The organism is Nocardiopsis changdeensis (assembly GCF_018316655.1).
Lineage (GTDB): Bacteria > Actinomycetota > Actinomycetes > Streptosporangiales > Streptosporangiaceae > Nocardiopsis > Nocardiopsis changdeensis.
Window position 1 is genome coordinate 4,678,343 of sequence record NZ_CP074133.1, and the last position, 26,998, is coordinate 4,705,340.

At 71.7% G+C, this 26,998-nt stretch carries 20 protein-coding genes and 1 pseudogene; 7 read left to right on the top strand and 14 right to left on the bottom strand.

The features are described 5' to 3' along the window. Positions 1-176 precede the first annotated feature (176 nt). From KGD84_RS21340 to KGD84_RS21355, 4 genes are all read right to left on the bottom strand, one after another. Complete coding sequence (locus KGD84_RS21340; protein ID WP_220562153.1) at positions 177-1,358, bottom strand: amidohydrolase; 1,182 nt, start codon at positions 1,356-1,358, stop codon at positions 177-179. A gap of 179 nt (positions 1,359-1,537) precedes the next feature. Continuing rightward, positions 1,538-2,335 carry an FAD-dependent thymidylate synthase gene (gene thyX, locus KGD84_RS21345; protein ID WP_220562154.1) on the bottom strand — a complete coding sequence of 266 codons (798 nt, stop codon included), beginning with the start codon at positions 2,333-2,335 and terminating at the stop codon, positions 1,538-1,540. Between the two features lie 238 nt (positions 2,336-2,573). Next, positions 2,574-2,714: a GPGG-motif small membrane protein gene (locus KGD84_RS21350; RefSeq protein ID WP_220562155.1), complete on the bottom strand. Its 141-nt coding sequence runs from the start codon at positions 2,712-2,714 to the stop codon at positions 2,574-2,576. 225 nt (positions 2,715-2,939) lie between these two features. Next, positions 2,940-5,150: an anthranilate synthase component I gene (locus KGD84_RS21355; protein WP_220562156.1), complete on the bottom strand. Its 2,211-nt coding sequence runs from the start codon at positions 5,148-5,150 to the stop codon at positions 2,940-2,942. A 347-nt stretch (positions 5,151-5,497) separates the two neighbouring features. On the opposite strand from KGD84_RS21355, the gene KGD84_RS21360 reads away from it, so the two are divergent. After that, positions 5,498-7,771: a HelD family protein gene (locus KGD84_RS21360; RefSeq protein WP_255646725.1), complete on the top strand. Its 2,274-nt coding sequence runs from the start codon at positions 5,498-5,500 to the stop codon at positions 7,769-7,771. Positions 7,772-7,877: 106 nt separating this feature from the next. On the opposite strand, the gene idi is transcribed toward KGD84_RS21360, so the two are convergent. From idi to KGD84_RS21385, 5 genes are all read right to left on the bottom strand, one after another. Then, the gene (gene idi / locus KGD84_RS21365; RefSeq protein ID WP_220562157.1) at positions 7,878-8,486 is read right to left on the bottom strand and encodes an isopentenyl-diphosphate Delta-isomerase; all 609 of its coding nucleotides are present in this window, start codon (positions 8,484-8,486) and stop codon (positions 7,878-7,880) included. 159 nt (positions 8,487-8,645) lie between these two features. After that, positions 8,646-9,521, bottom strand: a complete 876-nt coding sequence (locus tag KGD84_RS21370) for a geranyl diphosphate 2-C-methyltransferase (RefSeq protein ID WP_220562158.1) — start codon at positions 9,519-9,521, stop codon at positions 8,646-8,648. Between the two features lie 110 nt (positions 9,522-9,631). After that, positions 9,632-10,876, bottom strand: a complete 1,245-nt coding sequence (locus KGD84_RS21375) for a family 2 encapsulin nanocompartment cargo protein terpene cyclase (protein WP_220562159.1) — start codon at positions 10,874-10,876, stop codon at positions 9,632-9,634. 80 nt (positions 10,877-10,956) lie between these two features. Beyond that, positions 10,957-12,357, bottom strand: coding sequence for a family 2B encapsulin nanocompartment shell protein (locus KGD84_RS21380; protein WP_220562160.1), 1,401 nt, complete (start codon positions 12,355-12,357; stop codon positions 10,957-10,959). A gap of 523 nt (positions 12,358-12,880) precedes the next feature. Next, the gene (locus KGD84_RS21385) at positions 12,881-13,729 is read right to left on the bottom strand and encodes a hypothetical protein (protein ID WP_255646726.1); all 849 of its coding nucleotides are present in this window, start codon (positions 13,727-13,729) and stop codon (positions 12,881-12,883) included. 196 nt (positions 13,730-13,925) lie between these two features. On the opposite strand from KGD84_RS21385, the gene KGD84_RS21390 reads away from it, so the two are divergent. Continuing rightward, positions 13,926-14,195 (top strand): hypothetical protein, encoded by a 270-nt coding sequence (locus tag KGD84_RS21390; protein ID WP_220562161.1) that lies wholly within the window; start codon positions 13,926-13,928, stop codon positions 14,193-14,195. Positions 14,196-14,285: 90 nt separating this feature from the next. Here the strand turns inward: KGD84_RS21390 and KGD84_RS21395 are convergent, their stop codons facing one another. From KGD84_RS21395 to KGD84_RS21415, 5 genes are all read right to left on the bottom strand, one after another. Continuing rightward, positions 14,286-18,014, bottom strand: coding sequence for a caspase, EACC1-associated type (locus KGD84_RS21395; protein WP_220562162.1), 3,729 nt, complete (start codon positions 18,012-18,014; stop codon positions 14,286-14,288). Then, positions 18,011-18,505: a hypothetical protein gene (locus tag KGD84_RS21400; RefSeq protein WP_220562163.1), complete on the bottom strand. Its 495-nt coding sequence runs from the start codon at positions 18,503-18,505 to the stop codon at positions 18,011-18,013. The genes KGD84_RS21395 and KGD84_RS21400 overlap by 4 nt, the downstream gene beginning before the upstream one ends. Before the next feature lie 444 nt (positions 18,506-18,949). Further along, positions 18,950-19,891, bottom strand: a complete 942-nt coding sequence (locus KGD84_RS21405) for an MBL fold metallo-hydrolase (protein ID WP_255646727.1) — start codon at positions 19,889-19,891, stop codon at positions 18,950-18,952. A 195-nt stretch (positions 19,892-20,086) separates the two neighbouring features. After that, complete coding sequence (locus KGD84_RS21410; RefSeq protein WP_220562164.1) at positions 20,087-20,482, bottom strand: hypothetical protein; 396 nt, start codon at positions 20,480-20,482, stop codon at positions 20,087-20,089. Between the two features lie 138 nt (positions 20,483-20,620). Beyond that, positions 20,621-20,965, bottom strand: coding sequence for a hypothetical protein (locus KGD84_RS21415; RefSeq protein ID WP_220562165.1), 345 nt, complete (start codon positions 20,963-20,965; stop codon positions 20,621-20,623). Positions 20,966-21,876: 911 nt separating this feature from the next. On the opposite strand from KGD84_RS21415, the gene KGD84_RS21420 reads away from it, so the two are divergent. The 5 genes and pseudogenes from KGD84_RS21420 to KGD84_RS21435 all read left to right on the top strand — a co-directional run bounded on the left by KGD84_RS21420 (position 21,877) and on the right by KGD84_RS21435 (position 26,998). Further along, the gene (locus KGD84_RS21420) at positions 21,877-23,241 is read left to right on the top strand and encodes a hypothetical protein (protein WP_220562166.1); all 1,365 of its coding nucleotides are present in this window, start codon (positions 21,877-21,879) and stop codon (positions 23,239-23,241) included. 139 nt (positions 23,242-23,380) lie between these two features. Further along, positions 23,381-23,806: a hypothetical protein gene (locus tag KGD84_RS21425; protein WP_220562167.1), complete on the top strand. Its 426-nt coding sequence runs from the start codon at positions 23,381-23,383 to the stop codon at positions 23,804-23,806. Next, complete coding sequence (locus tag KGD84_RS21430; RefSeq protein ID WP_220562168.1) at positions 23,803-25,794, top strand: ATP-binding protein; 1,992 nt, start codon at positions 23,803-23,805, stop codon at positions 25,792-25,794. Before KGD84_RS21425 ends, KGD84_RS21430 begins: the two co-directional genes overlap by 4 nt. Positions 25,795-26,195: 401 nt before the next feature. Further along, a pseudogene (locus KGD84_RS33835) lies at positions 26,196-26,363 on the top strand (AAA family ATPase); the annotation flags it as partial. Next, on the top strand, positions 26,294-26,998 hold the full coding sequence (locus tag KGD84_RS21435) for an AAA family ATPase (protein WP_260697238.1): 705 nt from the start codon (positions 26,294-26,296) through the stop codon (positions 26,996-26,998). The pseudogene KGD84_RS33835 and the gene KGD84_RS21435, both read left to right, overlap by 70 nt.

Here is a 26,998-nt window from a genome sequence, read left to right on the forward strand (position 1 = left end):
CCACACCCCGCCGCCCTACCCCCTGTGAGCGGGGGAAACGGCATTTTTCCCAGATCAGGGAAGAGATGGTCAGGGCTTGGGACGGGTTGACGGGCCGCCGACCCGGCGTTGGCGGAGAGCATGCACGCGCCCGGCTCCGGGGAGGACCCGGCGGCTCCGGCGGGGCACCGCCCGGGTCAGACGAGGACGCCGTCCCTGGCCACCACGCGGCCCGCGCGCACCACCAGGTTCCGCGGCGGCAGGTCCACCACGACCTGGGGCGTGCACTCGCCCTCCACCAGGACGAAGTCCGCGGGCGCGCCGGGGGTGAAGTCCGCCGCGGGCAGGCCCACCACGGCCGCTCCGCCGTGCGCCGCGGTGTCCAGGGCCGCGTCGAGCTGCTCGTCGGTACGGGCCCGGGAGACCTTGGCCAGCTGGTGGGCGCGGTGCAGCATGTCGGCGTCACCGAACGGGCTCCAGGCGTCGCGGACCCCGTCGGAGCCCAGGCCCACGAGCACGCCGTGCCCGCGCAGCCGCTCCACCGGCAGCACCCGGTAGGGGTCGGAGGCGACCGTGGTCAGGGCGACCCCCGCCTCGCCCAGGGCGGCGGCCAGCGCGTCGAACCCGTCCCCGGCCTGGGGCACGGCGAAGGCGTGGCCGACCGTCACCTTCCCGCCCAGGCCCAGCGCCCGGGTGCGTTCGGCGATGGCGTACAGGGTGCGCGCCCCGGTCTCCCCGCCCTCGTGCAGGTGGATGTCCACGCCGACGCCGTACCGGTCGGCCAGGCCGAAGACCAGGTCGAGCTGCCCGGTGGGGTCCTCGTCGAACTCGGTGGGGTCGATGCCGCCGATGAGGTCGGCGGCCCCGGTGCGCAGCGCCTCCTCCATCAGTTCGGCGGTGCCGGGCGCCCGCCGCACCCCGTGCTGGGGGAACGCGACGACCTGGACGTCCAGCGCGTGGGCCAGGTTCCGCGCGGCCTCCCGGACGCCCTCGACCCCGGCCAGCCCGTAGGCGGGGGCGATGTCGGCGTGGGCGCGCATCGCCCGGGTGCCCCGGGTGACGGCGTGGCCCATCAGGCGCTCGGCGCGCGCCCCGACGGGGGTGGGCAGGGTGGCGAACACCTCGGCGTCCTGCTCCCCGAGTTCGGCGATGCCGCGCGCCGGCCGGCGCGAGTACCAGGGCTCGCCCCAGGTGGTCTTGTCCGGGTGGATGTGCGCGTCGACCAGCGTGGGCAGGGCGACGCGGCCGCCGCAGTCGACCACCTCCGCCCCGTCGGCGGGGCCGGCCGCCACCCGGCCGTCGACCACGACGAGGTCGACGGGGTCGCCGCCCAGGGGGCGCAGGTCGCGGAAGATCGTGGTGCTGGGGTGTGCGGTCACGTGGGATCCTTCCCGGGTCCGGCGCGGCGGGCCCGGGTGGCGGGCGCCGTTGCCGCGCGAGAGATCGGCCGTCGGCTCAGCCCGACGGTTAACGGTATACCACTATCCCCCCGCGAGAACGGCGAAGGCGCGGGGCCGTCGCACGGCCCCGCGCCTTCGCGGTGGTTCTCGGCGGGAGGTCAGACCTTGCGCCACTGCGGCACCCAGGCGCCGTCCTCCACGGTGTAGTCGCCGAACAGCGCCGGGGCCTCCTTCTGGAGGGTCTCCCCGATCCGGTGGAAGAGCAGGCGGATCTCCTCTTCGGCGCCGGGCGCCGTGCGGGCCTCCAGGGTGTGGCGCAGGGTGCGCACGTTGGCGGTCCACACCAGCCCGGTGGCCACGCCCTCGGGGGCGAACCGGCGCATGAAGGAGGTCTTGTGCTTCTTCTCCGCGAACTTCACACCCTCGTCGTCGAGGCCGAAGTGGTCCGCCATCCAGAGCTGGAACTCCTCCATCTGCGCCAGCATCGCCTCGGCGCGCTCCATCAGCTCCGGGTCGTCCTGGGCCCAGTCGGGGAACCAGAACGGCAGGTCCGTGAGGCGCACGAACCGCAGCGACTCCTGGGAGATCGCCACGCCCGGCCGGTGCCGGATGAGCTCGTGGGTCAGGACGCGCGACACGTTGTGCAGCACGAACCCGAAGTTCACGTGCTCCAGCACCGAACCGTGCAGGCTGGCCAGGATGTTGCCCAGGTAGGCGTCCTGGTCGGTGCGCACCCGCGTGACGTTGGGGTTCAGGCCCGGCTCCCAGGAGCGGTAGCACAGCCGCCCGGCGAACTCGGCGAGGTTCTGCGGGTCGTTGAGGTGGTCGTCCAGGTCCCCCCGGTCGAAGCGCTCCAGCCAGGACTCCCCGCCGACCTCCTTGAGGTAGTCGGCGATCGCGTCGTAGTCCAGTTGCGGACGCGAGATCAGTCGGACCTGTGGTTCGACCCTCTTCACTGCACTGCCTCCCGTGTCATGGCCCCGGCCCGCGGGCACGCGTGAGCGCCGTGGCCTGGGGTTCGGGAACACGGGGGCGTGTGACGGGGTCGGGGCTGATCAGCCTTCCACGAGGGTACACGTCCGGGGGCGCGGCGGCGCTGGCCGCACGCCCGGCGGGCCGGGGCCGTCCGCGGACCGTCCGCGGGCCGCGAGGGGGCGACCTCCCGGCCCCGCCGGGAGTACGGGACGCCGGGCACTAGAGGCCGAAGAAGTAGCCGGGGGTCAGGATGAGGCCGAGCACGATGGCGATGATGCCCCACAGGAGCTGGCCCCGCAGCACCCCGAGGACGCCGGCGACGAGAAGGATGATTCCGAGGATTGTCAGCAAAATACCCATGCACAACCACTAACCGATAACGAATCGATCAAACTCGCCGTCCCCGCGAGGAGAACGCGCGGGCCCCGTGCCGCACCGGATCCGGCCTGGTGGGCGGTGCTCCGTGTGGGCCGCGCCACGGTCGCGATCCGCCCGCGGACCCCGGTTCCGGGCCCCCGCAGCCCGCCCGCGCGGGCCGGCGTGCGGCCGGGACCCGCGCAGGGGCCCCGGCCGCGCACCGGCGGGTCAGCGGCGGGCCAGGCGCAGCGCCCGGGCCACGATCTCCTCGCCGACCGAGGCGGTGAGGATCGACTCCGGGTGGAACTGCACCGCGTAGCGGCGGCTCTCCCGGTCCTCGATCGCCATCACCACCGGCTCCTCCCCCTCGGCGTCGATGACCGCGGTGACCCGGTAGTTCTTGACCTGGTCGGGCAGTGCGTAGGTGGAGTGGTACCGGGCCGCCTGGAACACCCCGTCCTCGCCCAGCCCGGCCACCAGGTCCCCGCCCAGCGCGCGGACCCGTCCCGGCTTGCCGTGCACCGGCGCGTCCAGGGTGCGCAGCTCCCCGCCCGCGTGCTCCACCATGCCCTGGAGGCCCAGGCACACCCCGAACACCGGCAGGCGGCGGGCCTCCAGCGCGTCGAGCAGGGCCGCCATCCCGAAGTCCTCGGGCAGCCCCGGCCCGGGCGAGAGCACCACCAGGTCCGGCGCCAGCCGGTCCAGCAGCTCCGGCTCGAACCCGTAGCGGACCGTGGTGACCTCGGCCCCGTGGCGGCGCACGTAGTCGGCCAGGGTGTTGACGAACGAGTCCTCGTGGTCGACCAGCAGCACCTTCAGGCCCTCGCCCGGGCGCTCGGCCGACGCGTCCGCCTCCCGCCCCGCGGACTCCCCGGCGGCGTCCGGGGCCTCCTCGCTCAGCGCCAGGGTCTCCAGCAGGGCGCGCGCCTTGAGGAAGGTCTCGCGCTCCTCAGCCTCGGGGTCGGAGTCGTAGAGCAGGGTGGCCCCCACCCGCACGGCCGCGACCCCGTCACGGATGTGCGCGGTGCGCAGGGTCAGCCCGGTGTTCATCGACCCGTCGAAGTTGATCACCCCGACGGCGCCGCCGTACCAGCGGCGCGGGCTGGTCTCGTTCTGCTCGATGAACCGCATCGCCCAGGTCTTGGGCGCCCCGGTCACCGTGACCGCCCACATGTGGGTGAGGAACGCGTCCAGCGCGTCGAACTCCCGGCGCAGCGTCCCCTCGATGTGGTCGACGGTGTGGATGAGCCGCGAGTACATCTCGATCTGGCGGCGTCCGATGACCCGGACGCTGCCCGGCTCGCACACCCGCGACTTGTCGTTGCGGTCGACGTCGGTGCACATGGTGAGCTCGGACTTCTCCTTGACGGAGGAGAGCAGCTCCTGGATGTTCTCGGCGTCGCCCAGGGCGTCCTCGCCGCGGCGGATGGTGCCGGAGATGGGGCAGGTCTCCACCCGCTGCCCCCGGCCCGGCTCGCCGCTGACCCGCACGAACATCTCCGGGGAGGCGCCGACCAGGTACTCGCCCTCGCCCAGGTTGAAGAAGAACTCGTACGGTGCGGGGTTGCGCTCGCGCAGCTGCTCGTAGAAGCGGGCGGGCGAGGAGCAGCGGGCGTAGGTGCGGTGCCCGGGGACGACCTCGAAGAGGTCGCCGCGGCGGAACTTCTCCTTGGCGCGGGCCACCACGGCGGCGTAGGAGCCGGGCTCGGGCCCGTCGGGCACCTCGGCGGCGACCACCGGCGGGGTCGGCTCGGTCTCGCGGGGCAGGCCCCGGGTGTCGGCCGCGTCCCGGCCGCCGGCGGCCGGGACGGCGAAGTCGTAGGTGTAGCGGACGCACGTCTCGCGCTTGCGGTCGCGCACGACGATCGCGTCGGGCAGGTGCAGGACGAGGTCGCGGTCGGCGGGGTCGCGGTCGATGTGCCGCTCGATGGGCTCGAACTGGAAGGCCAGGTCGTAGCCGAAGGCTCCGTACAGCCCCAGGTTGGGGTCCTCCGGAGCGCTGAGGGCGTCGATGACGGCGCGCAACGCGGTGAAGACGCTGGGGCGGCGGCTGCGCTCCTCCTCGGTGAAGAACACGCCCGGGTCGGGCTCGGGGACGGTGACCGCGGCGTGCGCGGGACCGCTCTCGAAGTCGACGCCGGTGGGCTCCAGCGCGCCGGCGACGACGGGGAGCAGCACGCGGCCGCGGTCGTTGAGGGCGGTGGCGGTGACCCGGCGCCCGCGGGCGGTCAGCTCCAGACAGGGGTCCACGTACCCCAGGTGCCAGCGGTCGTACCGGCCCGGGTACTCCATGCCGGAGGACAGCACGCCGCCGCGGCGGGTCTCGACGTCGCGGACGAGGTCGGTGAGGACCTCGGGGTCGCAGGGGGTGGCCTGGCGGTGGACGGTCACGCCGCCCCGGGTGCGGTACGTGGTGGTCTGTGCGTCGCTGGGTGTCACGGCCGGTCCTTCGGGCGCTGGTCGGTCGGGGTGGGCTGCACCGGCCGGGGCCGCGAAAGGAGAACGACCGCCGGTCCGGGGCGGTCGCTGCGAGAGATACGCGAAACGTGGGCGCCGCCTAGGAGCGGCGCCACCACTGGGCCTGAACGGAGGTGTTTCGCATGGGGCAGAGTGTAGCGGGCGCGCGGACCGCTGGGGAGGCCTTCGGGGAAATCCGCCGGAACGCGTCGCGGGCGGCGGAGCGCGGGTGGCACGCCCGGGGTCGGCGTGCTATGGTGAGGGGCTCTGCCCGATGAATACCTGACATCAGTCTTGATATCAACGCTGATCTTACCACGAGGAGACCAGTGAGTCAATCCGCTCCCGAAGCCCGGTCGCCCGAACGGGAGGCCCTGGCCGCCGAGCAGGCCCGGGTCACCGCGATGTACGAGCGGCTGGACGAACTGCGCGCCCGCACCGAGCTGCGGCTCTCCGACGCCCAGCTGCAGGACCGCAGCGGGTTCGCCGCCCTGGTGGAGCGCGAGACCCGCACCTTCGAGCACGCCCGGGAGCGCGCCCGCCTGGGAGCGGTCGAGGAGGGCCTGTGCTTCGGCCGGATCGACCTCGTGCACGACGACGGCCCCGAGGCCCGCTACATCGGGCGGATCGGCCTGCGCGACGCCGACTACGAGACCATCCTCGTGGACTGGCGGGCCCCGGCCGCCCGCCCCTTCTACGCCGCCACCCCCGGCGACCCGAACGGGGTGACCCGCCGCCGCCACCTGCGGGTGCGCCGCCGCCGGGTGACCGGGCTGGACGACGAGGTGTTCGACCTCGACGGGCTCGGCGACGCCGACCGCCGCCAGCTCGTCGGCGAGGCCGCCCTGCTGGCCGCGCTGGGCGGCGGCCGCACCGGGCGCATGGGCGACATCGTCGCCACCATCCAGACCGAGCAGGACCGGGTGATCCGGGCCCGGCTCGACGGCGTGCTCGTGGTCCAGGGCGGTCCCGGGACCGGCAAGACCGTCGCCGCCCTGCACCGCGCCGCCTACCTGCTCTACACCCACCGCGACGTCCTGGAGCGGCGCGGCGTCCTGGTGGTGGGGCCCAACCCGGCGTTCCTGCGCTACATCGGCGACGTCCTGCCCTCCCTGGGCGAGACCGACGCGGTCCTGCGCACGGTCGGCGACCTTTTCCCCGGGGTCTCCGCGACCCGGCACGACCCCTACCGGGTCGCCGCCCTCAAGGGCGACACCCGCGTCACCGCCCTGGTCCGCGCCGCGGTCCGGGACCGCCAGCGCACCCCGCGCGAGGCGTTCGGCTCCGACGACCTCCTGGTGGAGGCCGACGCCGGGGTGCTGACCGTGCCCGGGGAGGCCTGCGAGCGCATCGTGCGCACCGCGCGCGGCCTGCGCCTGGGGCACAACGTCGCCCGCAAGTACGCCGTCAACGCGCTGCTGGCCGAGCTCGCCCGCGCCGAGGCCGCGCTGCTGGGGCGCGCGCTGCCGGAGGAGGACGTGCGCTACGTCGGCGAGCGTCTGTGGGCCGAGGACCCGGTGCGCGACGCCCTGGACGCGCTGTGGCCGCTCCTGTCCCCGCGGCGGCTGCTGCGGGAGCTGTTCGCCGACGCCGAGGCGCTGGCCCGGGTGGGCGGGCAGGCCGGGTACTCCCCCGCCGAGGCCGCCCTGCTGCACCGGCCCGCGGACGGGGGCGCCGCGGACTGGACCGTCGAGGACGTGCCGCTGCTCGACGAGGCCGCCGAGCTGCTGGGCCGCGACGACTCCGGCCGCCGGGCCCGGGAGCGCCGCGCCGCCGCCGAGCGCGCCGAGGAGGAGCGCTACGCCCAGGGCGTGCTGGAGTTCACCGGCCTGTTCGAGGACGGGATGATGAGCGCCGCCGACCTGGCCGAGCGGCACCGCGACCGCGGCCCCGGCCTCACCACGGCCGAACGCGCCGGCGGCGACCGCGAGTGGACCTACGGGCACGTCATCGTCGACGAGGCCCAGGAGCTGTCGCCGATGGCCTGGCGCACGGTGATGCGCCGGGTGCCCACCCGCTCCCTCACCGTCGTGGGCGACCTCGCCCAGACCGGCAGCGCCGCGGGCGCCGCCTCCTGGACCGGTGTCCTGGAGCCGTACGCCCCGGGCAAGGTGCACGTGGAGCGGCTGCGGGTGAACTACCGCACGCCCGCGCCGATCATGGCCGTGGCCGCCGACGTGCTGCGCGCCGCCGCGCCGGACGAGGAGCCCCTGGAGTCGGTGCGCGAGGACGGCGCCCCGCCGCGCGCCGTACCGCTGCCCGCCGGCCTCGCGGGCCTGGCCGGCCTGGTGGCGGCCGAGCGCGCGGAGATCGGCGAGGGCAAGGTCGCGGTGATCACGGCCGACGCGCGTATCGGGGCGGTGCGGGCCGCCCTGCCCGGGGCCGCCGGGGCCCGGGACCTGGAGCACGACGTGGTGGCGCTGACCGCCACCGAGTCCAAGGGGCTGGAGTTCGACGCCGTGGTGGTCGTGGACCCCGACGCCCTGCTGGCGGCACCGCGCGGTGCCAACGACCTGTACGTCGCCCTGACCCGCGCCACCCGCCGCCTCGCCGTCGCGCACACCGGCCCGCTGCCGCCCGTGCTCTCCCGGCTCGCCTCCTGACGCGGCCGCGGTGCCGCGGTGCCACGGTGCGATGGCACCGCGGCGCCGTGGCGGCACGGCAGCGTGACGCGGTGGCACCGTGGCGGCGCGGAGCCGCCGGACGGGTCTACCAGCCCGCCCCGGGCGCCAGCTCGCGGACCTGCGGTCGGGCCGCGTCCCAGACCGTGGTGAACCACGCCGAGAACGGCTCCGCGGCGCGCAGGCGCTCCAGCTCCGCGGGGCCCACCGCGAGGACCTCCTCGACCTCGTCGGGGTCGGGGTCGGCCGGCAGGTCCAGGCGCCCCACGAAGAGGTGGTTGAACTCGTGCTCCACCAGGCCCGACGCCGGGTCGGGGTGGCGGTAGGCCACCGTCCCCGCCTCGCGCAGCAGGGCGGGCGCCACCCCCAGCTCCTCGCCCACCCGGCGCAGCGCCGCGATCAGCGGCCGTTCCTGCGGGTAGGGGTGGCCGCAGCAGGTGTTGGTGAGCACCCCCGGCGAGTGGTACTTGCCGCGGGCGCGCCGCTGCAGCAGCAGGCGGCCCTCCCCGTCCACGAGGAAGACGGAGAACGCCCGGTGCAGGACGCCCGGCGCGCGGTGGGCCGACAGCTTCTCCGCGATGCCGGTGGTGACCCCGTTCTCGTCCACCAGCTCCAGCAGGATCGGTTCCTGCCCGGGTGCCGGGGCGGGGCGCTCGGGCGCCGCGGTGCTCGTACTCGTGCTCAGGGAGTGGGACATCGCCGTCCTCGGGTTCGGTGCGGATGCGGGGGACCGTGCCCGCCTGAGGCGGGCACGGCGTGCGCCGGGGTCCGGGGCGCGGTCTCCCCGGGGCGGACCGGGCCGCTCCGGGAAGCACGGCGTCCGGGCCGGGGGCGGCGGCCCCGCGGCCCGGAGGCCTCAGATGCGGTCGGCCGCGATGAGCAGGTAGTGGAAGCTGCGCTCGCGGTAGGCCGTCAGGAAGGGCTCCTCGACGCCCGTGGCGACGGAGGAGCGCTGCCGCAGCTCCCAGTAGGGGATGGTGGCGTCGGTCAGGTCCACCACGGAGATGGGGACCAGCCCGTTGGCCGCCATGGCCTTGAAGTAGTGGCTGCGCGGGTGGATGTTGCAGGTGTAGTGCTCGTCGATGCGGCTGACCGCCTTGGAGCGGCCGCCGGTCACGTCGTTGTAGCAGCCCGTGATGGTCACGTAGCGGCCGCCGTGCCTGAGCAGGCGGGCGTGCTCGGCGAAGAGCTCGAACAGGTCCACGTACATGGTGGACTCGTTGTTCCAGCTGGCGCTGAGCGAGCCGGTCTCGAAGCCGGTGTCGAGCATGTTGCGGAAGTGGAAGCTCACCTTGTCGTCCACCCCGCGCTCGCGGGCCTGGGCGTTGGCGAAGTCCACCTGCTTCTGGGAGATGCTGATCCCGTCCACGCTGCAGCCGAACCGGGCGTTGGCCATGAAGCTCGTCCCGCCGCGCCCGGACCCGGTGTCCATGATCCGGTCCTGGGGGCCGAGCGGGCCCAGGTGGTCCAGCAGCAGGTCGGCCTGGGCCGTCTCCAGGCGGTGCATCTCCTCGATGATGCGCCGGTCCCGGGTCTCCTCCGGGCCCTCCAGGACGGAGGGGTCGTAGTCCCCCACCCCGTAGTGGTGGTGGAAGAGGCCGTCGACCTCGCCGAGGCGGATGTTGACCGGGTCCTGCTCGGCGTTCCAGTAGGCGGCCACCGACTCCTGGTAGGCGGTGCGCAGGACCTTCTCCGAGGGTGCGGCCGAAGGCGCGGGCATGGTGTCGGTCATCGGGAGGGAACTCCTTGTCGTCGTGATGGTGCGGGGCGGCGCCCCGCGGGCACGCGGAAAGCGCGCGTGCCGGAAGGGTGTGCGTTGCGTTCGGGGGCCCGTGCCGGCCGTCAGGCCTGGACGGTCTCGGCGGGCCGGTGGTAGCGGGCGCTGCTGGCGTGCCATTCGCGGCTGCCGCCCATCCAGGCCCACAGGCCCCACAGGAACCGGCCGAGCTCGGGCGGGCCGGTGGCGGCCAGGGCGGCGGCCTCCGCCTCGAAGGTGTGCATGAGCTCATCGTGGATCTCGACGGTGCGCACCATCGCCTCGCGGGCCGTGCAGCCGTCCTCGGTCTCGATGAGCCGGGGCAGGCTGAAGTCGTCGACGTCCTCCTTGCCCATGGAGTAGAGGTCGTTGACGATGACGCTGGCCGATCCGGCCAGGGTCAACGCCCGCCGGACCTCGGGGCGGCCGAACTGCTCGGCGGGCAGCTCGTAGCCGGCCACCGGGTCGATGAGGGCCATGCAGGGCACGAAGCTGTTCTCGTGCCGGTGCATGAGGAACTCCCACACCGGCGGGCGCTGCCCGCTGGTGTACCAGACGCCCTCCTGGTTGTAGGCGACGAACATGATGGCCAGCTCGTGCCGGAGCCTGCGCACCTGCTGCCAGGTGGCGTACCGGGCCAGGTTGTCGATGCTGGAGCGCAGCGCCACCGCGACCGGGTCGGCCTGTACCACCCGCTCCAGGACGGGCGCGTAGCGGCGCGGCAGGTGGGCCTGGTCGATCACCGAGTGGGCGATGGCCAGGCGCTGCCCGAGCAGGTCGTGCCGGGCCTCCTCGACCTCCCCGTCCACGTAGTGGTCGTCCACCGACCACTCGGCCAGGGCGCACTTGGCTGCGGCCAGCAGGCGGTCGGGGTCGTCGGTCTCGGGGTGGGCGAGCATGATGAGCCGCCCGAACCCGGCGGCCCGCACCCGGTCGAGCTGGCCGGGGTAGACGCCGACCTCCTCGGCCCACTCAACGAGCCGGTCGTCCACCTCGTCGCCCAGCGCCGGGTCGTCGCGCACCGCCGGGGGGCAGTACAGGACCGGCACGGGGTCGGCCTCCCCGCCCGCCACCCGGGTCCCGGGGTCGGCGGGGGTCGCGGGGACCGCGGGAGCGGAGGCGACCGCGCCGGAGGACCCCGCCGGGCGCAGGCCCGGCGGGTGGACCGGCAGGGACGGGGTTCCGACTCCGGCCCCCGGGCCCGCCGGGGCGGGGGCCCGCACCGGCAGCTCGGCCGGACCGGGGCGCCGGGGATCGCGCAGCACCGCGTCCACCAGCGCCGCGATCTCGGACGCGGCGGGAGCAGCGAACAGCCTGGACAGCGAGGACACCGTGTCACCCCTCCTTCGTCGGTGTCGTCCGCGGCGGTGCCGGTGGGCCCGGCACCGCCGCCGATCGTGTCGGCGATGCGTCAGGCACGCGGCCTGACCTCGATGTTCTCCAGGATCCCGACGGCGTCGGGCACCAGGATCGCGGCCGAGTAGTAGGTGCTGACCAGGTAGGAGATGACGGCCTTGTCATCGATCCCCATGAACCGCGCGCTGAGCCCCGGCTCCACCTCGTCGGGCAGCCCGGTCTGGTGCAGGCCGATGACGCCCTCGTTGTCCTCGCCGGTGCGCACCGCGATGATCGAGGAGGTCCGGTGCTCGGTGACGGGGATCTTGCCGCAGGGCAGCAGCGGGATACCGCGCCAGGCAGGCACCCGGTTGCCGTTGATCTCGGCGGTATCCAGGGACAGGCCGCGCTTGTTGCACTCCTTGGCGAACGCCGCGATCGCCTTGGGGTGCGCGTACAGGAACTGGGTGTTGCGCCGCATGGTGATGAGGTCGTCCAGGTCGTCCGGGGTGGGCGGACCGTCCTGGGCCTGGATGCGCTGGCCGAAGTCGGCGTTGCGGAGCAGGCCGAAGTCCTCGTTGTTGACCAGCTCGTGCTCCTGGCGCTCGCGCAGCGCCTCGATGGTCAGGCGGAGCTGGTGCTCGGTCTGGTTCATCGGCTTGTTGTAGAGGTCGGCGACCCGGCTGTGGATGCGCAGGACCGTCTGGGCGACGCTGAGCTCGTACTCGCGGGGCTTGAGCTCGTAGTCGACGAAGGTCTGCGGCAGCTCGAACTCGCCGTCGTGGCCCGAGGCCAGCTCGATCTCGGCCTCGCCGTACTTGTTCTGGCGCTGCTCCGGCAGGGCCCCGAACATCTGCACGTGGAAGCTCAGCGCCTCGGAGCGGTCCACCGCCTCGGCGAAGTCGCGGCGGGTGAGCGAGAGCAGCACGCCGGCGGTGTCGGCCCGGTAGGTGGAGTCCCACACCGGGTCCTCCGCCACCAGGTGGGACTCGCCGAACTGCTCGCCGTCGGCGAGCACGCCCAGGCGGTCGGCGCTGCCGTAGCGGCCGGTGGCGATGCGGCTGATCCGGCCGTGCACGATGAGGTACAGGCGGTCCACCGGGTCGCCCTCGGAGACCAGGACCTGGCCGGGCTCGAACTCCTGCTGCTCGAAGCGGCCGGCGAGGTCGGTGAGCACCTCCTCGTCCTCGAAGCCGCGCAGCAGCGCCAGCTCGCCGAGTTCGCGGGGGATCACCTGGACCTGCGAGCCGGTCTGCTGGAACTCGATGCGGCCGTCGCCCACGGTGTAGGTCAGTCGGCGGTTGACCCGGTAGACGCCGCCCTCGGTCTGCACCCAGGGCAGGGTCTTGAGCACCCAGCGGGAGCTCTTGCCCTGCATCTGCGGGGCGGATTTGGTGGTGGTGGCCAGATTCCGCGCGGCGGCGGTGCTCAGGCTCTTCTGCTGACCGCTACGCACCTCGGGGGCTTCGGTCGACATCGGCCGTCTCTCTCCTGTGTCGTGTGAGGGTCCCCGTTCCGCACCCGCTGAAAGGGACCCCGGAACAAGGTGGGAAAAGGTTCGATTCGGTCGCCGGACGCGGACCGGAAGCGGCATGCGAATGCGTCCCCCGACCGCGAAAGCGCTGCCCACGCTAGAGGCGCCGCCACCGGCCCCGCAAGCGAACGGGGAATTTTCCCGACGAACCGCGATCAGCGGTGATCCGATAACACAAAAGTACGAAGTCCCTTAAAAGAAACCCCGGACTTTATTTCCGTGACCCATGTCTCACGCACATGGGAAGATCGCGACATAAAGCCGCGATCCGCCACTCCCACAAAAGCCGCAAGGAACACCAATGCCGCATTACCGGCCGCGGCGCGACGCCCACCCGAGGGGTTCCCGGTCACCCCCGCTCCCCCGTTTCCGGCCCGGCCCCGGTGACGGATGGGACCCCCGTCAACGGACGGCGGCCCGCCCGGCGGGGGTCGCCGGGCGGGCCGCGGGTCACGGGGCGGGGGCGTCAGGTCGCGCCGATGGCCCCGCACTCCTCCTCGCCCATGTCGCGAGCGGACTCCAGGTCGTAGGGGTCGTCCTCGATCCAGCCCTCGGGGCGCTCGCCCTCGGGCATCTCGTCGGAGTAGGCGGGCGTGAAGGTGTACTCGTCCCACACGCAGTGCACCGGGCCGGCCGAGCGCCACCAGTTCGGCCAGGCCTCCCAGCGGCCGCCGACGTCGTAGAAGGACACCTCCCCGTAGTGCGAGGTGACCAGGCGCACCGACACCTCCTCGCCCGGCCGGGCGACGGGGTGGACGACGGTGTACTCGGTGCGCACCGCCAGGTACGGCATCCCGTACTGGTCCTCGGCGGTCTCCGCCCACATCCGGCCGTCCACCTTGACCACGTCGCCGATGGGCTCGGCGGTCCCGGGCGTGAGGTGGAAGAGCAGGGAGCGGCTGTCGAGCGCGGGGTCCTCGTGCCCGTGGTACTTCTCGTACCAGTCCATCGCCTGCCCGCTCAGCAGGGACCGGAAGCGCATGTCGTCACCGCCGAAGACGGATTCCCGGTCCAGGTAGACCGCCTCCAGCAGCTCGCCGGTGGTGTCGTAGGCCTCCTGGACCCGGTCGGCGGGGTACTCGCCGATCGCGGCCGCCTCGGGGACGGTGAACCCCTCCCCGTACTCCTCGGCCTCGGTGCCGCCGAACGGGTCGTCGCGGTCGACCTGGTCATGGGTGATCGGGACACCGGTCACGTCCCGGACGACGTCGTTGAGGAGGTTCTCGGCGGGGGCGCATCCGGTCAGGGCCGTCGCCGCGACCACCGCCGCGCACAGCGCCGCGCGCGGATTCCGGGTCAGGGGTTTCAGGGACACGGGGGATCCTGTCTTCACTTGTCGGGGGATATACGAACTTCGCCCAGTTTTACCCCACTCCCACGACACTCCCCCAGCCCCACCCGCCCCATGCCCACCACCGTCGAGAGGCCGGGGCCCCACCCCGCCCCGGGGCTCCCGGCCGGGGCCGGAAAATCCCTTTCCCCCGTTCCGGAAGGCGGGGTACGTTCGCCCGGTGAACACTCGGAAACGCAACGGCACCGTATTGAGGCTCGACTCGGCGGCGTGCGGCCCGGTGCCGATGGCGGCCCCGAAGCGCCGCGCCGTCACCGGCCGCTGCGCCCGGCCCGGCTGCTCGTGCTCGGGCTGGTGCGCCCGGTTCGCCGCGGTCCGCGGACGCCCCGGCACCGGTCCTGGCCGCACCGGCCGGTCCGCCGCCCGGCGGGGCGCACGCTCCCCCGCCCTGCTCCACCGCACCACGACCGGCCGCTCCCGCCACGCCTGACCGCCCCCCACCCGCCCGGGACGGCGCCCGCGGACTCCGCCGGGCGCCGGTCCGGGGCGGCAGGCCGGCAGGGCCGCCCGGAGCGCCGGCTCATACCAGTTCGGCCGCCACGGTCTCGGGTTCGGCCAGGCACCGCCAGGCGGGCACCCGTACCGTCCGCATCCCCGAGACGGCGGCGAAGAGCCCGACGCGGTCCACCGTTCGCTCCAGGGCCCGCCCCGGGATGGACGAACCCGTGGTGTCCGGCGCCGCCCCGTCGAGTACGACGGCCGTGTCCCCGTCCGGCCCGGGCACCACCAGGTCGCACGGGTACCCTCCGGCGCGGTGCCCGACCCGGGGATCCCGCCCCCGCGCCAGGAGCGCCTCGAAGAGCAGGACGCCCGCCGCGTCCAGCCCGGTCTCCTCGGCCGGGCCTCCGGCGGAGGCGAGGTCGGCGAGCAGGCCGCCCTTCTCCTCCCAGTAGCGCCGGTCGCCCACGATGTACAAGCGCGACCTGGCCCGTGTCGCCGCGACGTTCCACAGGTTCTGCCGGCTCAGGGCCCACTGCCCGGCGTTCCGGTGCACCCCCGTGGCGGCCGTCGGCGAGATCACGACCACGTCCCGTTCCCCGCCCTGGAAACGGTGGGCCGTACCCACCCGGATCCTCTCGGCCGCCTGCTCGCCCAGGTTCTCCTCGAACCAGCGGACCTGTGCGGCGAAGGGTGACACCACACCGATGCCCGCGTCCGGGGGGAGGGTCCGCCAGAGTTCCCTCAGCAGTTCGAGCACCGCCTCCCCCTCCTTCCGGTTGAGGCACGAGCCGGCCCGGGGCCGCTCGCAGCTCCCCTGGACGTCGATCCATCGAACGGCCGGCTCCACGGGCGCGGCCAGGGACGCGGTGTCGGTGCGCACCGACAGGCGGCCTCCGTAGAACCGCCGGTTCACCGGGGCGATGATGTCGGGGTGGCAGCGGTAGTGCTCGTCCAGCCAGAGCACTTCCCCGCCCCCTTCGACGAGCGCGGACGCGGCGGCGTGGTAGGCCGAGGCACCGGTGAGGCCGAGCGACCGCTCCTCGAGGAGGGCGCGGTCGAGGCCGTGCACCGCCTGCAGGCGGCGGTCGTCCTCGGAGTCGAGCGGATCGACCGGCTGGAGCTGGTGGGGGTCCCCGATGACGAGGGCGCGCCGCGCCCGGTAGAGCAGGGGGACGAGGTCGGCCACGGTGCACTGGGTGGCCTCGTCCACCACGACGAGGTCGAACAGACCCGGATCCGGGGGGAAGACGCCGCGCACCGACCGGGACGTGACGGCCCACGCCCGCACCGTGCGCACCAGGGACCGCATGCCCTTCCAGGACTTCTGCTTCGACGCCAGGTCGCGCAGACGGCCCTCGATGACGCCTCGCCCCCGGTGGAGCGCCTCCGCCGTCCGGCCCAGCAGGTACTCCTCGGAGGCCTCGCGGCGCTCGGCCCTGATCCGGCGGATGCGGGCGGCCGTCTCCTCCGGGCTCGGCGCCGCGGCGGAGGAGGCCCGCAGGGCCCGCCACTCGTGTTCGACCTCCAGGAAGGACAGGACCGCGCCCAGCTCCGTCTCCGTACCGTCGATCCCCAGGAGGCGGCGGGTCCGCCACCGGTGCCACCAGCCGGTCCACCGGGCCTCCATCGCCGCCCCCACGCGGTGCCTCCAGCCGTGCAGGTCCGGCGAGTCCCCGAAGGACTCGGCGGCGACGGGCGGGGGCAGGCCCCCGAGCAGGCGCCGGCGCGTGCCGGCGATCAGGGCCGACCGCCGTTCGCGCCGCTCGGCCTCGGCCAACTCCTGCCGGGCCTGTCCGAGGGCCCGCTCGTGGACGGCCAGCCGGGCACCGGCGGTGGCGGCGTCGGCCTCCGGCCAGGAGGCGGCCAGCAGTGCGGTGAGGGCCTCGGGCTCGGCCGCCCTCCGCTCACGGTTGCCGGTGCGCACCATGAGGGCCGCCCCGCCGCCGATCCGGTTCACCCGGCCGGCCACCTCGTCGACGGCCGTGTTGTTGGTGGAGGCGACCAGGACCGACTGCCCCGCGGCGACGGCGGTGGTGACCACGGAGGTGATGAGTTCGCTCTTGCCCGTGCCGGGGGCGCCCGTCGCCACGGTGAGGGTGCGGTTCATCGCCGAGGCCAGGATGGCCTCCTGCGCCGAGTTCCCGTGGCCGGTCACCACGGCGGGGGCACGGGCACCGTGTTCGCGTGCGGCCTCCGCGGGCTCGGACAGCGCCCCCAGGGCCGTCCCGCGGATGGCGCCGGGCCTGATGCCGTTCCCGCCTTCGCGGTGGTCGAGGTCGCCGACGAGCTGTTTGACCGCCGTGGCGGCGGGATCCCCGCGGTAGAGCAGGGCGGCGTTGTAGGCCCCGCGCCGCGCCCCCGGGCGGAGGTCCAGGGCCCGCCGCAGCCCTCCGGCGGCCAGTCGGTCCACCATGGCCAGGCCCAGGCGCCCGCACACGGTGCGCGCCCTGTCCGACAGCGCGGTGACGCCGTCCCCGGGCCGGTCCGCCTCGAACCAGGCGAGCAGCTCCTCGATGTCCTCCTCGGCCACGGCCTCGGCGGAGAGCAGCAGTTCCCGGTTGAGCTCGGGCTCGCCGACCGGAACGAGGAACCGCCCCCCGGGCTCCTCCACCATCTCCACGTCCATGACGACGAGGGGGGCGGCCTTGGGCCGCCCGCCCCTCCGGCCCCGGCGCGCGGGGTCGAACAGCACCGCGGGGTAGCCGTAGCGCAGGGGACGCGACTCCTTGGCCGCCTCCCCGGCGAGGTCCCCGGCCCGGCCGGTCAGGGCCCACCGTTCCAGGGCCCGGCTGAGGAGGGCCTCCGATCCCATATCGCAGACCGCGATGTCCTGGCTCCCGGCATCGGGCAGCTGCTGGAGGAGGCTCTGGCGCAGCAGCCCGTCACGCAGGTAGTCGAGGTAGGGCGCCCACGACCATGTGCCCGGGGCCGACGCCGGAGCCGCCGGCTCCGTCCGGGTGCCGCGGCCGGAGGAGGCGTCCCGCACCCCCCTTCCCGCCCCCGCTCCGCGCGCCTCCGTGTCCGGAGCCGCCGCGCCGTCGGCGCGGCCGGGCAGACCCGTGGCCGTGGCGGCGCCGGTGTGCCGGGCCAGGATCAGTGATCCGCGCACCCCGAGCGAGGAGACCGTGACGCGCTGCCCGTCCACCTCGTCCACCTCCCGGTGGACGTGCTGGTAGAGGTCGACCGCGTCGATCCACCCGTCGCCGTCGGCGTCGGGGGCCGCCCCCGCCAGCCCCCGGATGACCGCGCTGGAGAAGGGGGAGGGGCGGACGCCCTGGCTGTTGTCCCCCTCGCGCGCCCGCTCCAAGGCTCCGGAGGCGGCGATGACGTAGATTCCGGCACCGTCGCTGAGCTGGCGTTCGAGGTCGAGCGGGTCTTCCTCCTCCGCACCGCGCGTGGCGAAACCGTCCGCGAAGGCGCCGCCGTAGCAGCAGTCCAGCAGGAGCACCCTGCTGCGCATCCTGGAGTCCTCCAGGAGCCGCTTGAGGACCTCCGACGAGATCGCCGTGGTCTCGAGCCGCTTGCGCCGCGTGTCCCGGAGCGCCAGGTGCAGGCGGCCCCGTTTGTCCTTCAGCCCGTGTCCGGAGAAGGAGATCAGGAGGAGGTCCCGGGGGCCGGCCTCGGCGAGGGCCGCCTCGAGGACCTCCATGGCCTCGTTCCGGACGGGGTCCAGGAGCGTCTGGATCCGGTCGTAGTGACCGTTGGCCCTGAGCACCCGCTCCAGGGAGAGGACGTCGGCGTGCGGCGAGCGCAGGTCGTCGAGTTCCTCGTAGCAGTTGACACCGATGAGGATGGCGGTGCGCTTCACGCTCCGGTGTCCTCCGCCTCCGCGCCCTCCCCTGCTTCCAGGGGTTCCCCGGCCTCCCGGGCCTCCAGAGGCTCCGGGGGTCCCCCGGGCCTGTCGGCCTCCCCGGCCGGCCGGGGCTCCCGGGCGCGCAGTGCCCGCACGTAGGTCTCGACTTCGGCGGGGTCCATCCGCCCCTGGACCGTCACCCTGTTCCCGTCGACCTCCACGGTGACCGACCTCTGCCCGCTCTGTTCGAGCCAGGTCCCGGCGAGCGAGACCAGAGAGGTGAGGACCGGTTTGAAGAGGACTCCGACGACCACCACCGCTCCCGCGACGGCGGCCGGGTCGGCGGACCGCGTTCCGGCGGAGGAATCCCCCTCCTCGGCCGGCCGGACCTCGTCCACGTCGAGGCGTTCCAGAAGGAGCACCAGGTCGCGGGTGTACCGGTCGGCCTCCTCCTCTGTGACGTCCTCTTGGAAACCGATGCTGACCAGCGACTCGTCCCGCGGCACCCGCGCACACTCCTCTTCGCCGAAAGGGACCGTTCTGTCACGGTCCGCGACCATTCCGGCACGCACGTTTTATCAGGTCAACGGAATATCTGTCGGTGGAATCGAGCAGGTGACCGCTTTCGGCCAACCGAATGGTGCGCACAAAGCGCTCCTGTCGCTCTCAGCGAGGCAGGACGCGACCGCGTCAACCGGCCGATTCCGTCCCTCTTCGGCTCTGCCGTACACGCCGGCTCCGAAGCGACCGCCGCACGCGGCGTCGGCCACGCTGCGTGACGAACCTAGCCGAGCCCTGCGGCGACGCCCAGAGGAAGAAGTCCGGATAGCGACAAAAACCCCAGGCGCCGCGAACCCCGGACTTCGCTCACGTCCCCGGTGCGACCCGCAGCACGATGAGGGCGTACTCGCGGCCCCGGTTCCCGGCCTCCCGCGGGTCGTCCCGGAGTTTCAGGCCCAGGGGTCGGCGTCCCGTCCCAGCCGGGGCAGCCGGACGGACACCCCGTCGGCCCGGCCCCTCCCGACCAGGAAGTCCATGCTGGCCGCCATGTCGTCGAAGAGCAGGGGCAGCGGCCGCAGCGGCCGGTGCAGCGGGCGCAGGAAGTCGTCCCAGTGGATCGGGACGACCCGCCGCGCCCCGAGCGCGGTCACCGTGTGCTCCCAGTACCGCTCGCGGAACTCCTCGTCCTGCCTGCCCAGGGCACCGATGCCCAGGTAGACGGTCTCCGCGCGGTACCCGTCGAGCGCCCCCGGCACGCTGTTGGCGCTGGCCTGGACGAGGAGACCGCGTCCGCCGTGGTGCACGTGCAGCGCGTAGCAGTCACCCGTCCTGTAGCCGGAGGCGCGCGCCGGGGTCCACAGGGGCGCCCGGACACTGCCCGGGGCCCGGTCCCCGGGACTGTGCGCCGCGGGCAGCGCGGTGAGCTCGAAGCCGCCCACCTCCACCGTCCGGCCCGTCACCACCTCCCGGAACCGGTGCCCGGGAAAGCCCTGGCCCAGCGCGATGTTCCGGGTCGAGGCCGAACCCATCAGGGTCGCCCCGGTCATGGCGGCCACCGTGGCCGAGTCCAGGGCGTGGTCGTAGTGGGAGTGGGCCACGAAGAGCGCGTCGACCCGGCCGACGCCGTACCGCCGCAGGCAGGCCCTGATCCGCGCCCGGTCGGGCGCGATCCCGCCCAGGGCCAAGCGCAGCGGGGAGGGGCGGCTGAAGAAGCCGTCGGTGAGGACGGCGTGCTCCCCGTCGTGGAGCAGCAGGGTGGACACCCCGAGGAACTTCACGCGCAGCGCTCCGGGCTCCGGCGGCGCCGGCTCCTGCCACAGGCCGTCCCAGGCGGCGAGGTCGGGGGCCGTCAACCCGTCGAGCACGGCGAACGGCCGGGACCGCCCGGTCACGCGGGCCACCGGACCGGAAGCCGGGTGCCCGCCGGACGGACACGGAGGTCCATGGGTCCTCCCTCGGGTCGGGGAACACGGTGGCGGGCCCTGGAGGCCCGGGGGTCTCAGGGTCCGCGCACCGTCGGCGGAACACCTTCGTGCGCACCGGCCGGGCGGCGTCGGGCCGTTCTCCCCCGAGCCCGCGACCGGTGGTCAGCGATACCGGTAGTGAGCGTAGACCCGGTTCACCTGGCCGGTCCAGAAGTCCAGCCGCTGGGCCGGGGAGGCGTTCGGGGTCAGCAGCCCCTTGTCCACGGCCAGGGCGTAGAAGCCCGGCCCCGGGTCGTTCCCGCCCTGGTAGAGGGTGATCGCCGAGATCATGGCGCCGACCTCGGGCAGGGTCCGGTCCACCGCCTCGCCGAGCAGCCGCCCCACCGCGGCCCGGTCGTCCGGCTGGGAGAAGTCCAGGGCCCGCTGTCCGGTCCGCACCACCAGGGCGCGGCTCAGCTCGGTGTAGGTGACGACCGCGCCCGCCCGCGCGCGCTCCTCCAGGAAGCCCACGGTCGCGGCGACCAGTTGCTCCCACTCGACAGCGGTCTTTCCGTACACGCTTCCTCCATCGCGTCGGCGCACTGCCGTGAACCGGCGGCCGGGGAGACCGCGCGGTGGCGCGAACCTATCCGAGCCCCGGGAACCGCTCCAGGGTCTTAGGTCCGGAACCCGGCGGGCCGCGGCGGGGCGCCGCGCTCACCGCGCCCCGGCCCCGCCCGCGCACCAGCGGCCGGTGTCCGGATGGGCGGCCGCGGCCACGGCACCGGCCGCCGTACCGGCGCTCACCAGGCCGAACACGATGGCGATCAACACCCAGTCCACCGGCCCTCCCAGGAAGAAGACCTGAACGATGATGCTCGCCCCGTGCACGGACGCCGCGATACCCGCCCCGATGACCATCCGCCTCCCGTTCTCCCCCCGCCGGGACAGCCGCCACGCCCCCAGGAAGAGAAGCGGCGCCTCGATGAGGCCCGCCACCAGGTTCACCACGATCGCCTCCGTCGGCGAACCGGGGAAGAGAAGGCCCACGACGGCCAGCACGACAACCTCTACGACTGGCCGAGCTCGTCCTGAGCGCGTGTTCCTACGAGCCCAGCGAGGACCGCGCAGTGCGCGCCGACTGCCTGATCTTGCGCATGTGGCAGGTTTTCGAGGACTTCGGCATCCGAGCCCTGTCCGACGCCTTGAGCGTCAGGGGAGGCCGGTGTCTGCCCCAAGATTCACGATCCCACTTGGACCACGAGAGAACAGCACGACTCGCCCAGGTCTCGTTTACGAGCTCTTGGGAGCCGACAGCGGCAGCCCCGCCGACGTGGTGGACGTCAAGTACAAGCGGGTCTAGGGTACAAGCGGGCATGTCGGCGACTGCCACCAAATGTTGGCTTACTGCACTCGGCTCGATCTCGTGAATGGCCGCCTGGTTTACGCAGCGAGTCCGAAAACCAAGGGCGGCCGACACCATCTCCACGGCGGCAGGGGGATCACCGGACACCAGCACGTCCTTGACCTTGGCACCAAGCCGGAGGCTCTCCTCGATCGGATCGACGCCATCGCCGACTCCATCCACCAAACGGCACTTCCAGCCCTGGGAAGCTTATGAAGAGCCCACCGAGTCCACGTGAATCCGAGCGACGTTCACCTTGACCCGGGACTCTACACCCGGGAAGCCTCTCTAACTCAAAGCTTGCCGTACCAGCGGAGAGTCGCAGGAAGAGCGGCCACATTCGGCCATCAACGCAGTACTTTATTCGAACTTGATTTCGACCTCCTTAAGCTTCCCGAGATCACTCCACGTCAGGGAGCCGTTCGAAAACCATCCCACCGCCACCTGCACGCGGTTTCCTGAGAAGAAACCTGAGACCTGGCCCCCTTGCCTCAAGGGAAGTGGTAGAAACAGCTTGACCAATCTCTGGAAAGGGTGAACATCTCTGAGCGAGACTCCCCTCCTTGCGGTGGCCCCAGAGGAAGACTCCGGCTCCCGTACTCTCAACCGCTATCGCTGGCAGTCACGTGTCGCCACCCGTGATCTCCTCGCCCTCCTCAGCCTGGATCTGACCGACCGGCAACACGGAGAAGTTTCACCCCATCGAGCGTTGATCAGCGAACGCCACGAGGATTGGGCACTATTCGACGGGGATCGATGGTGGCTGGTATCCGCCAAACACCTCGACAACGATCAGGGGGCGTGGACCTGGTCGACCCTGATGAGCGATGGCGGAATCCCTCATCTCTACCGGAACTACCGACGTCTCTCCGAAGCTCCTGGGTGCCGCATGGTGACCAACAATGCCATCCGAAGCATGCCGGAGACGCGGCTCCTTCGCGACCTGTGCCAGCTCGAAGACGGAGCCGACGCCACTCCTCGAAACGCACTGTCCCCCGAGGAGCGAGCCGGTTTGAACCTCACCTTGGCCCGGTACCTGTTGGTACACCACAAGGACGCCGGGCTGAGCGAAGAGGAGTCCCAGGGGCGCTCAAACCATGTGAACCACTGCGAACCGAATAACGATCTGATCGCCTCCTCTACACGCTTCCTGGATTCCCTGTTGTTGGACACGAACATCCCGGGCCGAAGGCACATCGTCGACGCAGGGCCACTGAGATTCGTCAGACCCGTGCTCCACCGGCTCGGACATCCTTCGACCGAGGCGGAGGCGGTCTGGGAGGCGCTCACCGGATTCGTGGAACAGAGCATGGAGGACCAGCTCCCCACAGAAGATGCAGGACTCACCGACCTGATCCGTTCCTTCAGCACACGGCCTCATGCTCTCGGACCAGAGGCCGTGGAGAAGCGCACCGTGACCACGGGTCAGGCTTTGACAGTGATCGAGCGGGCTCTGCGCAGGCCTCAGGTCTTTCTCGCACCGGGACTCCCCTTCGAACACAAGGTCTCCGTCAAAATGACCGTAGGCAAACTGGAGTCCAACGCCATTCAGCGGGCCGAAGACCGCATGGCCACATGGCGAAAAACCTGCGCAGCGGAGGTCGACGACTCACCGGGCAACCACGCCCAGCTCCAGGAGTTTGCAGACGAACTGGAAGACCGAGTCGATGATCTCCATGTCGAGCTGCGCAACGAAGGTGTGGGACAGGAGATGTTCGGCACCCGCCTATGGCACAGCGCCACACGGCTGCCACCCGAGAGCTTTCCACCCCTCCCCTTCCGACTGACCCGGACACTCCTCACCGGAGCGCTCGCCGATGCCTCCGATCAATGCCGCATCTGGTTCACACCGTTCCGGTTCAACGCCGACGCCATCCTGCTCGGATCCTCCACTCCCGTTTCCGATGCCCAGGACGAAGAAGGAAGCGAGTGACGTGAACCACCCTATTCCGACTCGGAACCGGGAGTACTTCCTCCGGGACCGGAACTACCACGAGATTCGGGTTCTCCTCCTCGTTCATTCGGTCTCCGAGGAAAATTCCGGGCCCGGATACGTAGATGGACTGGGGCAGTTGGCCAAACTCGACTTCCTGGTGCGCTATCCCCTATTCGCCAGTCAGGTCCTCGATGAACTCGACCCCACCGATCCCCGTCTCCACCGGGAGGAGGCCGATGTCCGGGCTGTGGAGGCCCCCATGCACAGGCACCGCTACGGCCCATGGGACGAGCGTTACTACACCGTGGTGGGTGCACTGCTCGGACGGACTCTGCTTCTCCGCGGCTCCGAAGGCCGGGCCCGCATGACCTTGCGGCCGAGCGCTCATGGCATAGAGGTGGCCCGGGCAGCGGCAGTCACGCCCGCATGGGCGGCGATCTCGGACCGCTGCCGCGCTGTGGCCGAAGCCGCCCGTGGCATGAACGGTAACCGTATCGCGGGACTGATCCAGGGCCGCTTGTCCCTGAACGAGGAACACGATTTCGGAGATTTGATCACGTGAGCATCCTGTTCCGGGTCGAAGCGCTCGAACTCCACACGGACAAGGAACGACATGACCGGCGAACCTTCCGGAAAGGCCTGAACCTTCTGATCGGCGACCCCGGAGCGGGCAAGAGCACGCTGATCGAGCTGATCCGCTTCGGCTTGGGAATGAAAGCCCAGCAGACCCCAGTGGTGGAACGCTCGGTGGAACGAGTCACCGTGGAGATCGTGGCTGGCGATCACCGGCTCGGCCTGGCACGTGCGGTACGCACTCCCGGAATCGTGGAAGTCGTCGACCTTGACTCCCAGGAAGCCCTCGGTGAGTACCCGGTCGTTCCCGACCAGGACGAGATCGGTATCGGCACAGCCTTGCTCCGATGGCTGGGGGTCCCTTCAGATATCGAGGTCACCGTGAACGGCCGACGTAAGGTAGTGACTTTCGAACATGTATGGGAGTACATGCACGTACCCCAGTTCGAGATCGATCACAGTATCGCCCGCCACGATGTCACCTCTCTGACCCCTCGACGCAAGCGCATCTTCGAATTGCTCTTCGGGCTTGTCGACGAACGCCTCACGACCCTGGAGGCAAAGGTCGATGAGACCAAGGGGAAGCGGCGTGATGCCGGCGCCCATCTCCAGGGTGTACAGGCTCTGGTCGAACGCGCAGCTCTCCCTGAACAGCACGACCTCATGAACGAGTTGTCCGAGGCGGAGCAGCATCGGCAACGACTTCTACGGACCGATGAGAGGCTGCGTTCCTCTCTCGGGGCCCGTGACGACCGAATCGTCGCACTGCGCGGACTACTCACGGCCACTCGCAATACGGTGGCCAGAACAGACGAAGCACTGCAACGCCTTGAACAGACACAACAGCAGCGCCGTACACGATCCGAGGAACTGGCAGCAGCCCTGGCGAGGCTGGATCGCGTCCGTACCGCAAACGTCCTTCTTGCCCCCATCGAGTTCAGCCAATGCCCGCGATGCCTCCAGGAGCTGGATGAACATCGTGCAGAGCCCGAAGCCTGTCGGCTATGCCTTCAGGACATTCCACAGCAGGAACCTCACCGCCCAAGAAGGACACCGCATGAGCGGTCCGGCGGCCCGGACCGGCTCCCGCTCGCCGTGCCAGGAGAGGCAACCGCCCAGGAGACCCAACTATCGGACCAGAGCGAGGAGATACGCCTGCTCCTAATCCAAGGAGAACAGGAACGCGCGACTCTTCAAAGTTACCGCAGCGACCTCTTGGAGGAACTCCGCGAACTGGAGGCGGAGCTGGACCTTCTCACCTCGCGCCTGGGTTTCCCCGGCTCCGAGGAACTCGCCCGGGTCGCAGAACAGCTCGCAGGGGCGACGGCGGAGGTCGAACGGATCAACCTCCTGCTCTCCACTGCCGAACACGCGGCGAGCTTCGCCACCGCGTACGAAGTGGCTGTTGAAGCGTGGACGGACGCCAAAGAGGAACTGAGCCGACACCAGGAGTACCTCGAGTCCACGTCCAGTACGCTGTTCTCCAGCCTGACAGAGATCTACAGTGCGCTGCTGCTGGATAGCTTTACGGCTCCCAACGTGCGGGAGGCGCTCATCTACTCGCGGGATTTCCTCCCCTACATCGACGGGAAGAAATTCGACACCGTGAGCATCAGCGGGGGCAACCGGGTCCCCTTCATCGTGGGGTACTGGTTGGCGCTGCAGTCGGTCGCGTTGAGCAGTCCTCAGTACCCCTTCCCCGGTTTTCTCATCCTGGACAGCCCACAGAAATCCCTGGGCCCGCTCCAGGAGCTGAGTACAAAGATGTACCGGCAGATCCAGGCCATGGCCGCAGAACGGGAGGAAACGTTCCAGATCTTCGTGCTCGACACGGACTTGCCCAGAGATTTCACGCCCTCCCGGGAACCGATACAGCTCACTTACCGGAACCCGGGTATCCGGTCGATCAGACATCCGGGGCCCGGAGCCGTCCATACGGTCGAGGGCGAACCCGTCGAGGAGCCCGGCATCGAGTAGGCCGCCTCGCTCAAGGCGACGGAAAAGTGTTGTGCGGCCGCACACCAGGCGCAGCCGCACAGGTCCTTCGGAACCGGGCTCAGCACTCGGTGTGGAGCGGACCGAGCAGTCGGTGAAAGGTCCCCCATCAGGGACTTCAGCAAGGTCGGTGGAGGAGGCGCCCCAGTAGGAGCCGGTGGCCTCACCAAACCAGACGGCCAAGTGCGGGTGCCGGACTTGGAGGGCGGCGGCGCGGCGGTGCTCGCGCAGGTACTCGGCGTGGTGGCCGCCCAGCAGGGGAGGTTCCGAGCGCGGAGCCAGCGACCGGACTGGTGCTCGCAGGCCTGGCAGTGCGGGCCTCGGGTTCCGGGTCGCCGGGCTAGGGGGCGAGCGGGGTCCGGGGGCGCGAGACAGGATGCGTCATCGACTTCGAGCACCGGGATGGACAGTACCGGGTACTGCGCCACGGGGAGCCCGCACGCCACCTCAGTGAGGGCGAGAAGACCGCGATCGCCCTGCTCTGCTTCCTGCAGAGCCTGGAGGAGCGGGGCAGGGAGCTGTCCTCGACCGTCGTCGTGGTGGACGACCCGGTGTCCAGCCTGGCCGACGAACTCACGTACGGCGTCTACTCCACCCTGACCACCAGGCTGGACCCCGAGGAGGGAAGTGCCGTCAGCTCTTCGCCCTCACCTACAGCACGGCGTTCCTGCGTCACTGGAGCAAGGACCTCAAGCACCAGGACACCTCCAGCACCCTGCACCTAATGAAGTCACGACGGACCGCCGAAGGGCGCCGGTCCCCGGAACTGGTCCCGATGGACCCCAAGGGTCCCAAAGCTGTCCTGCTAGAAACCGAATATCTGTTCCTGTTCCACACCGTTGCCGACACACTGCTGCGGGCACTGAACGAGCCCTCCGTGGAGGCGGACCTCGCACTGACCACATCGTCCCCTAACCAGGCGCGCAAGATCATGGAGCTTTTCCTCCAGTTCAAGTCGCCCAAGCAGGGCATCAACCTGGCCAATGCCGTCGAAGTCGCCCTCAAGGACCACCCCGCACTGGCCGCGCGCATCGTCCGGTTCGTCCACAGTGGTTCCCACCGCTCCGCGGATCCGAACTCTGTCCCTCTCGCGGATCCCACAGTCCGTGAGACGTCGCCGCAGTGTTCATGCGCAGGGTGGACAAGACCCATTTCGAGGGCACCTGCCATCGCCTGGGCTCACTGA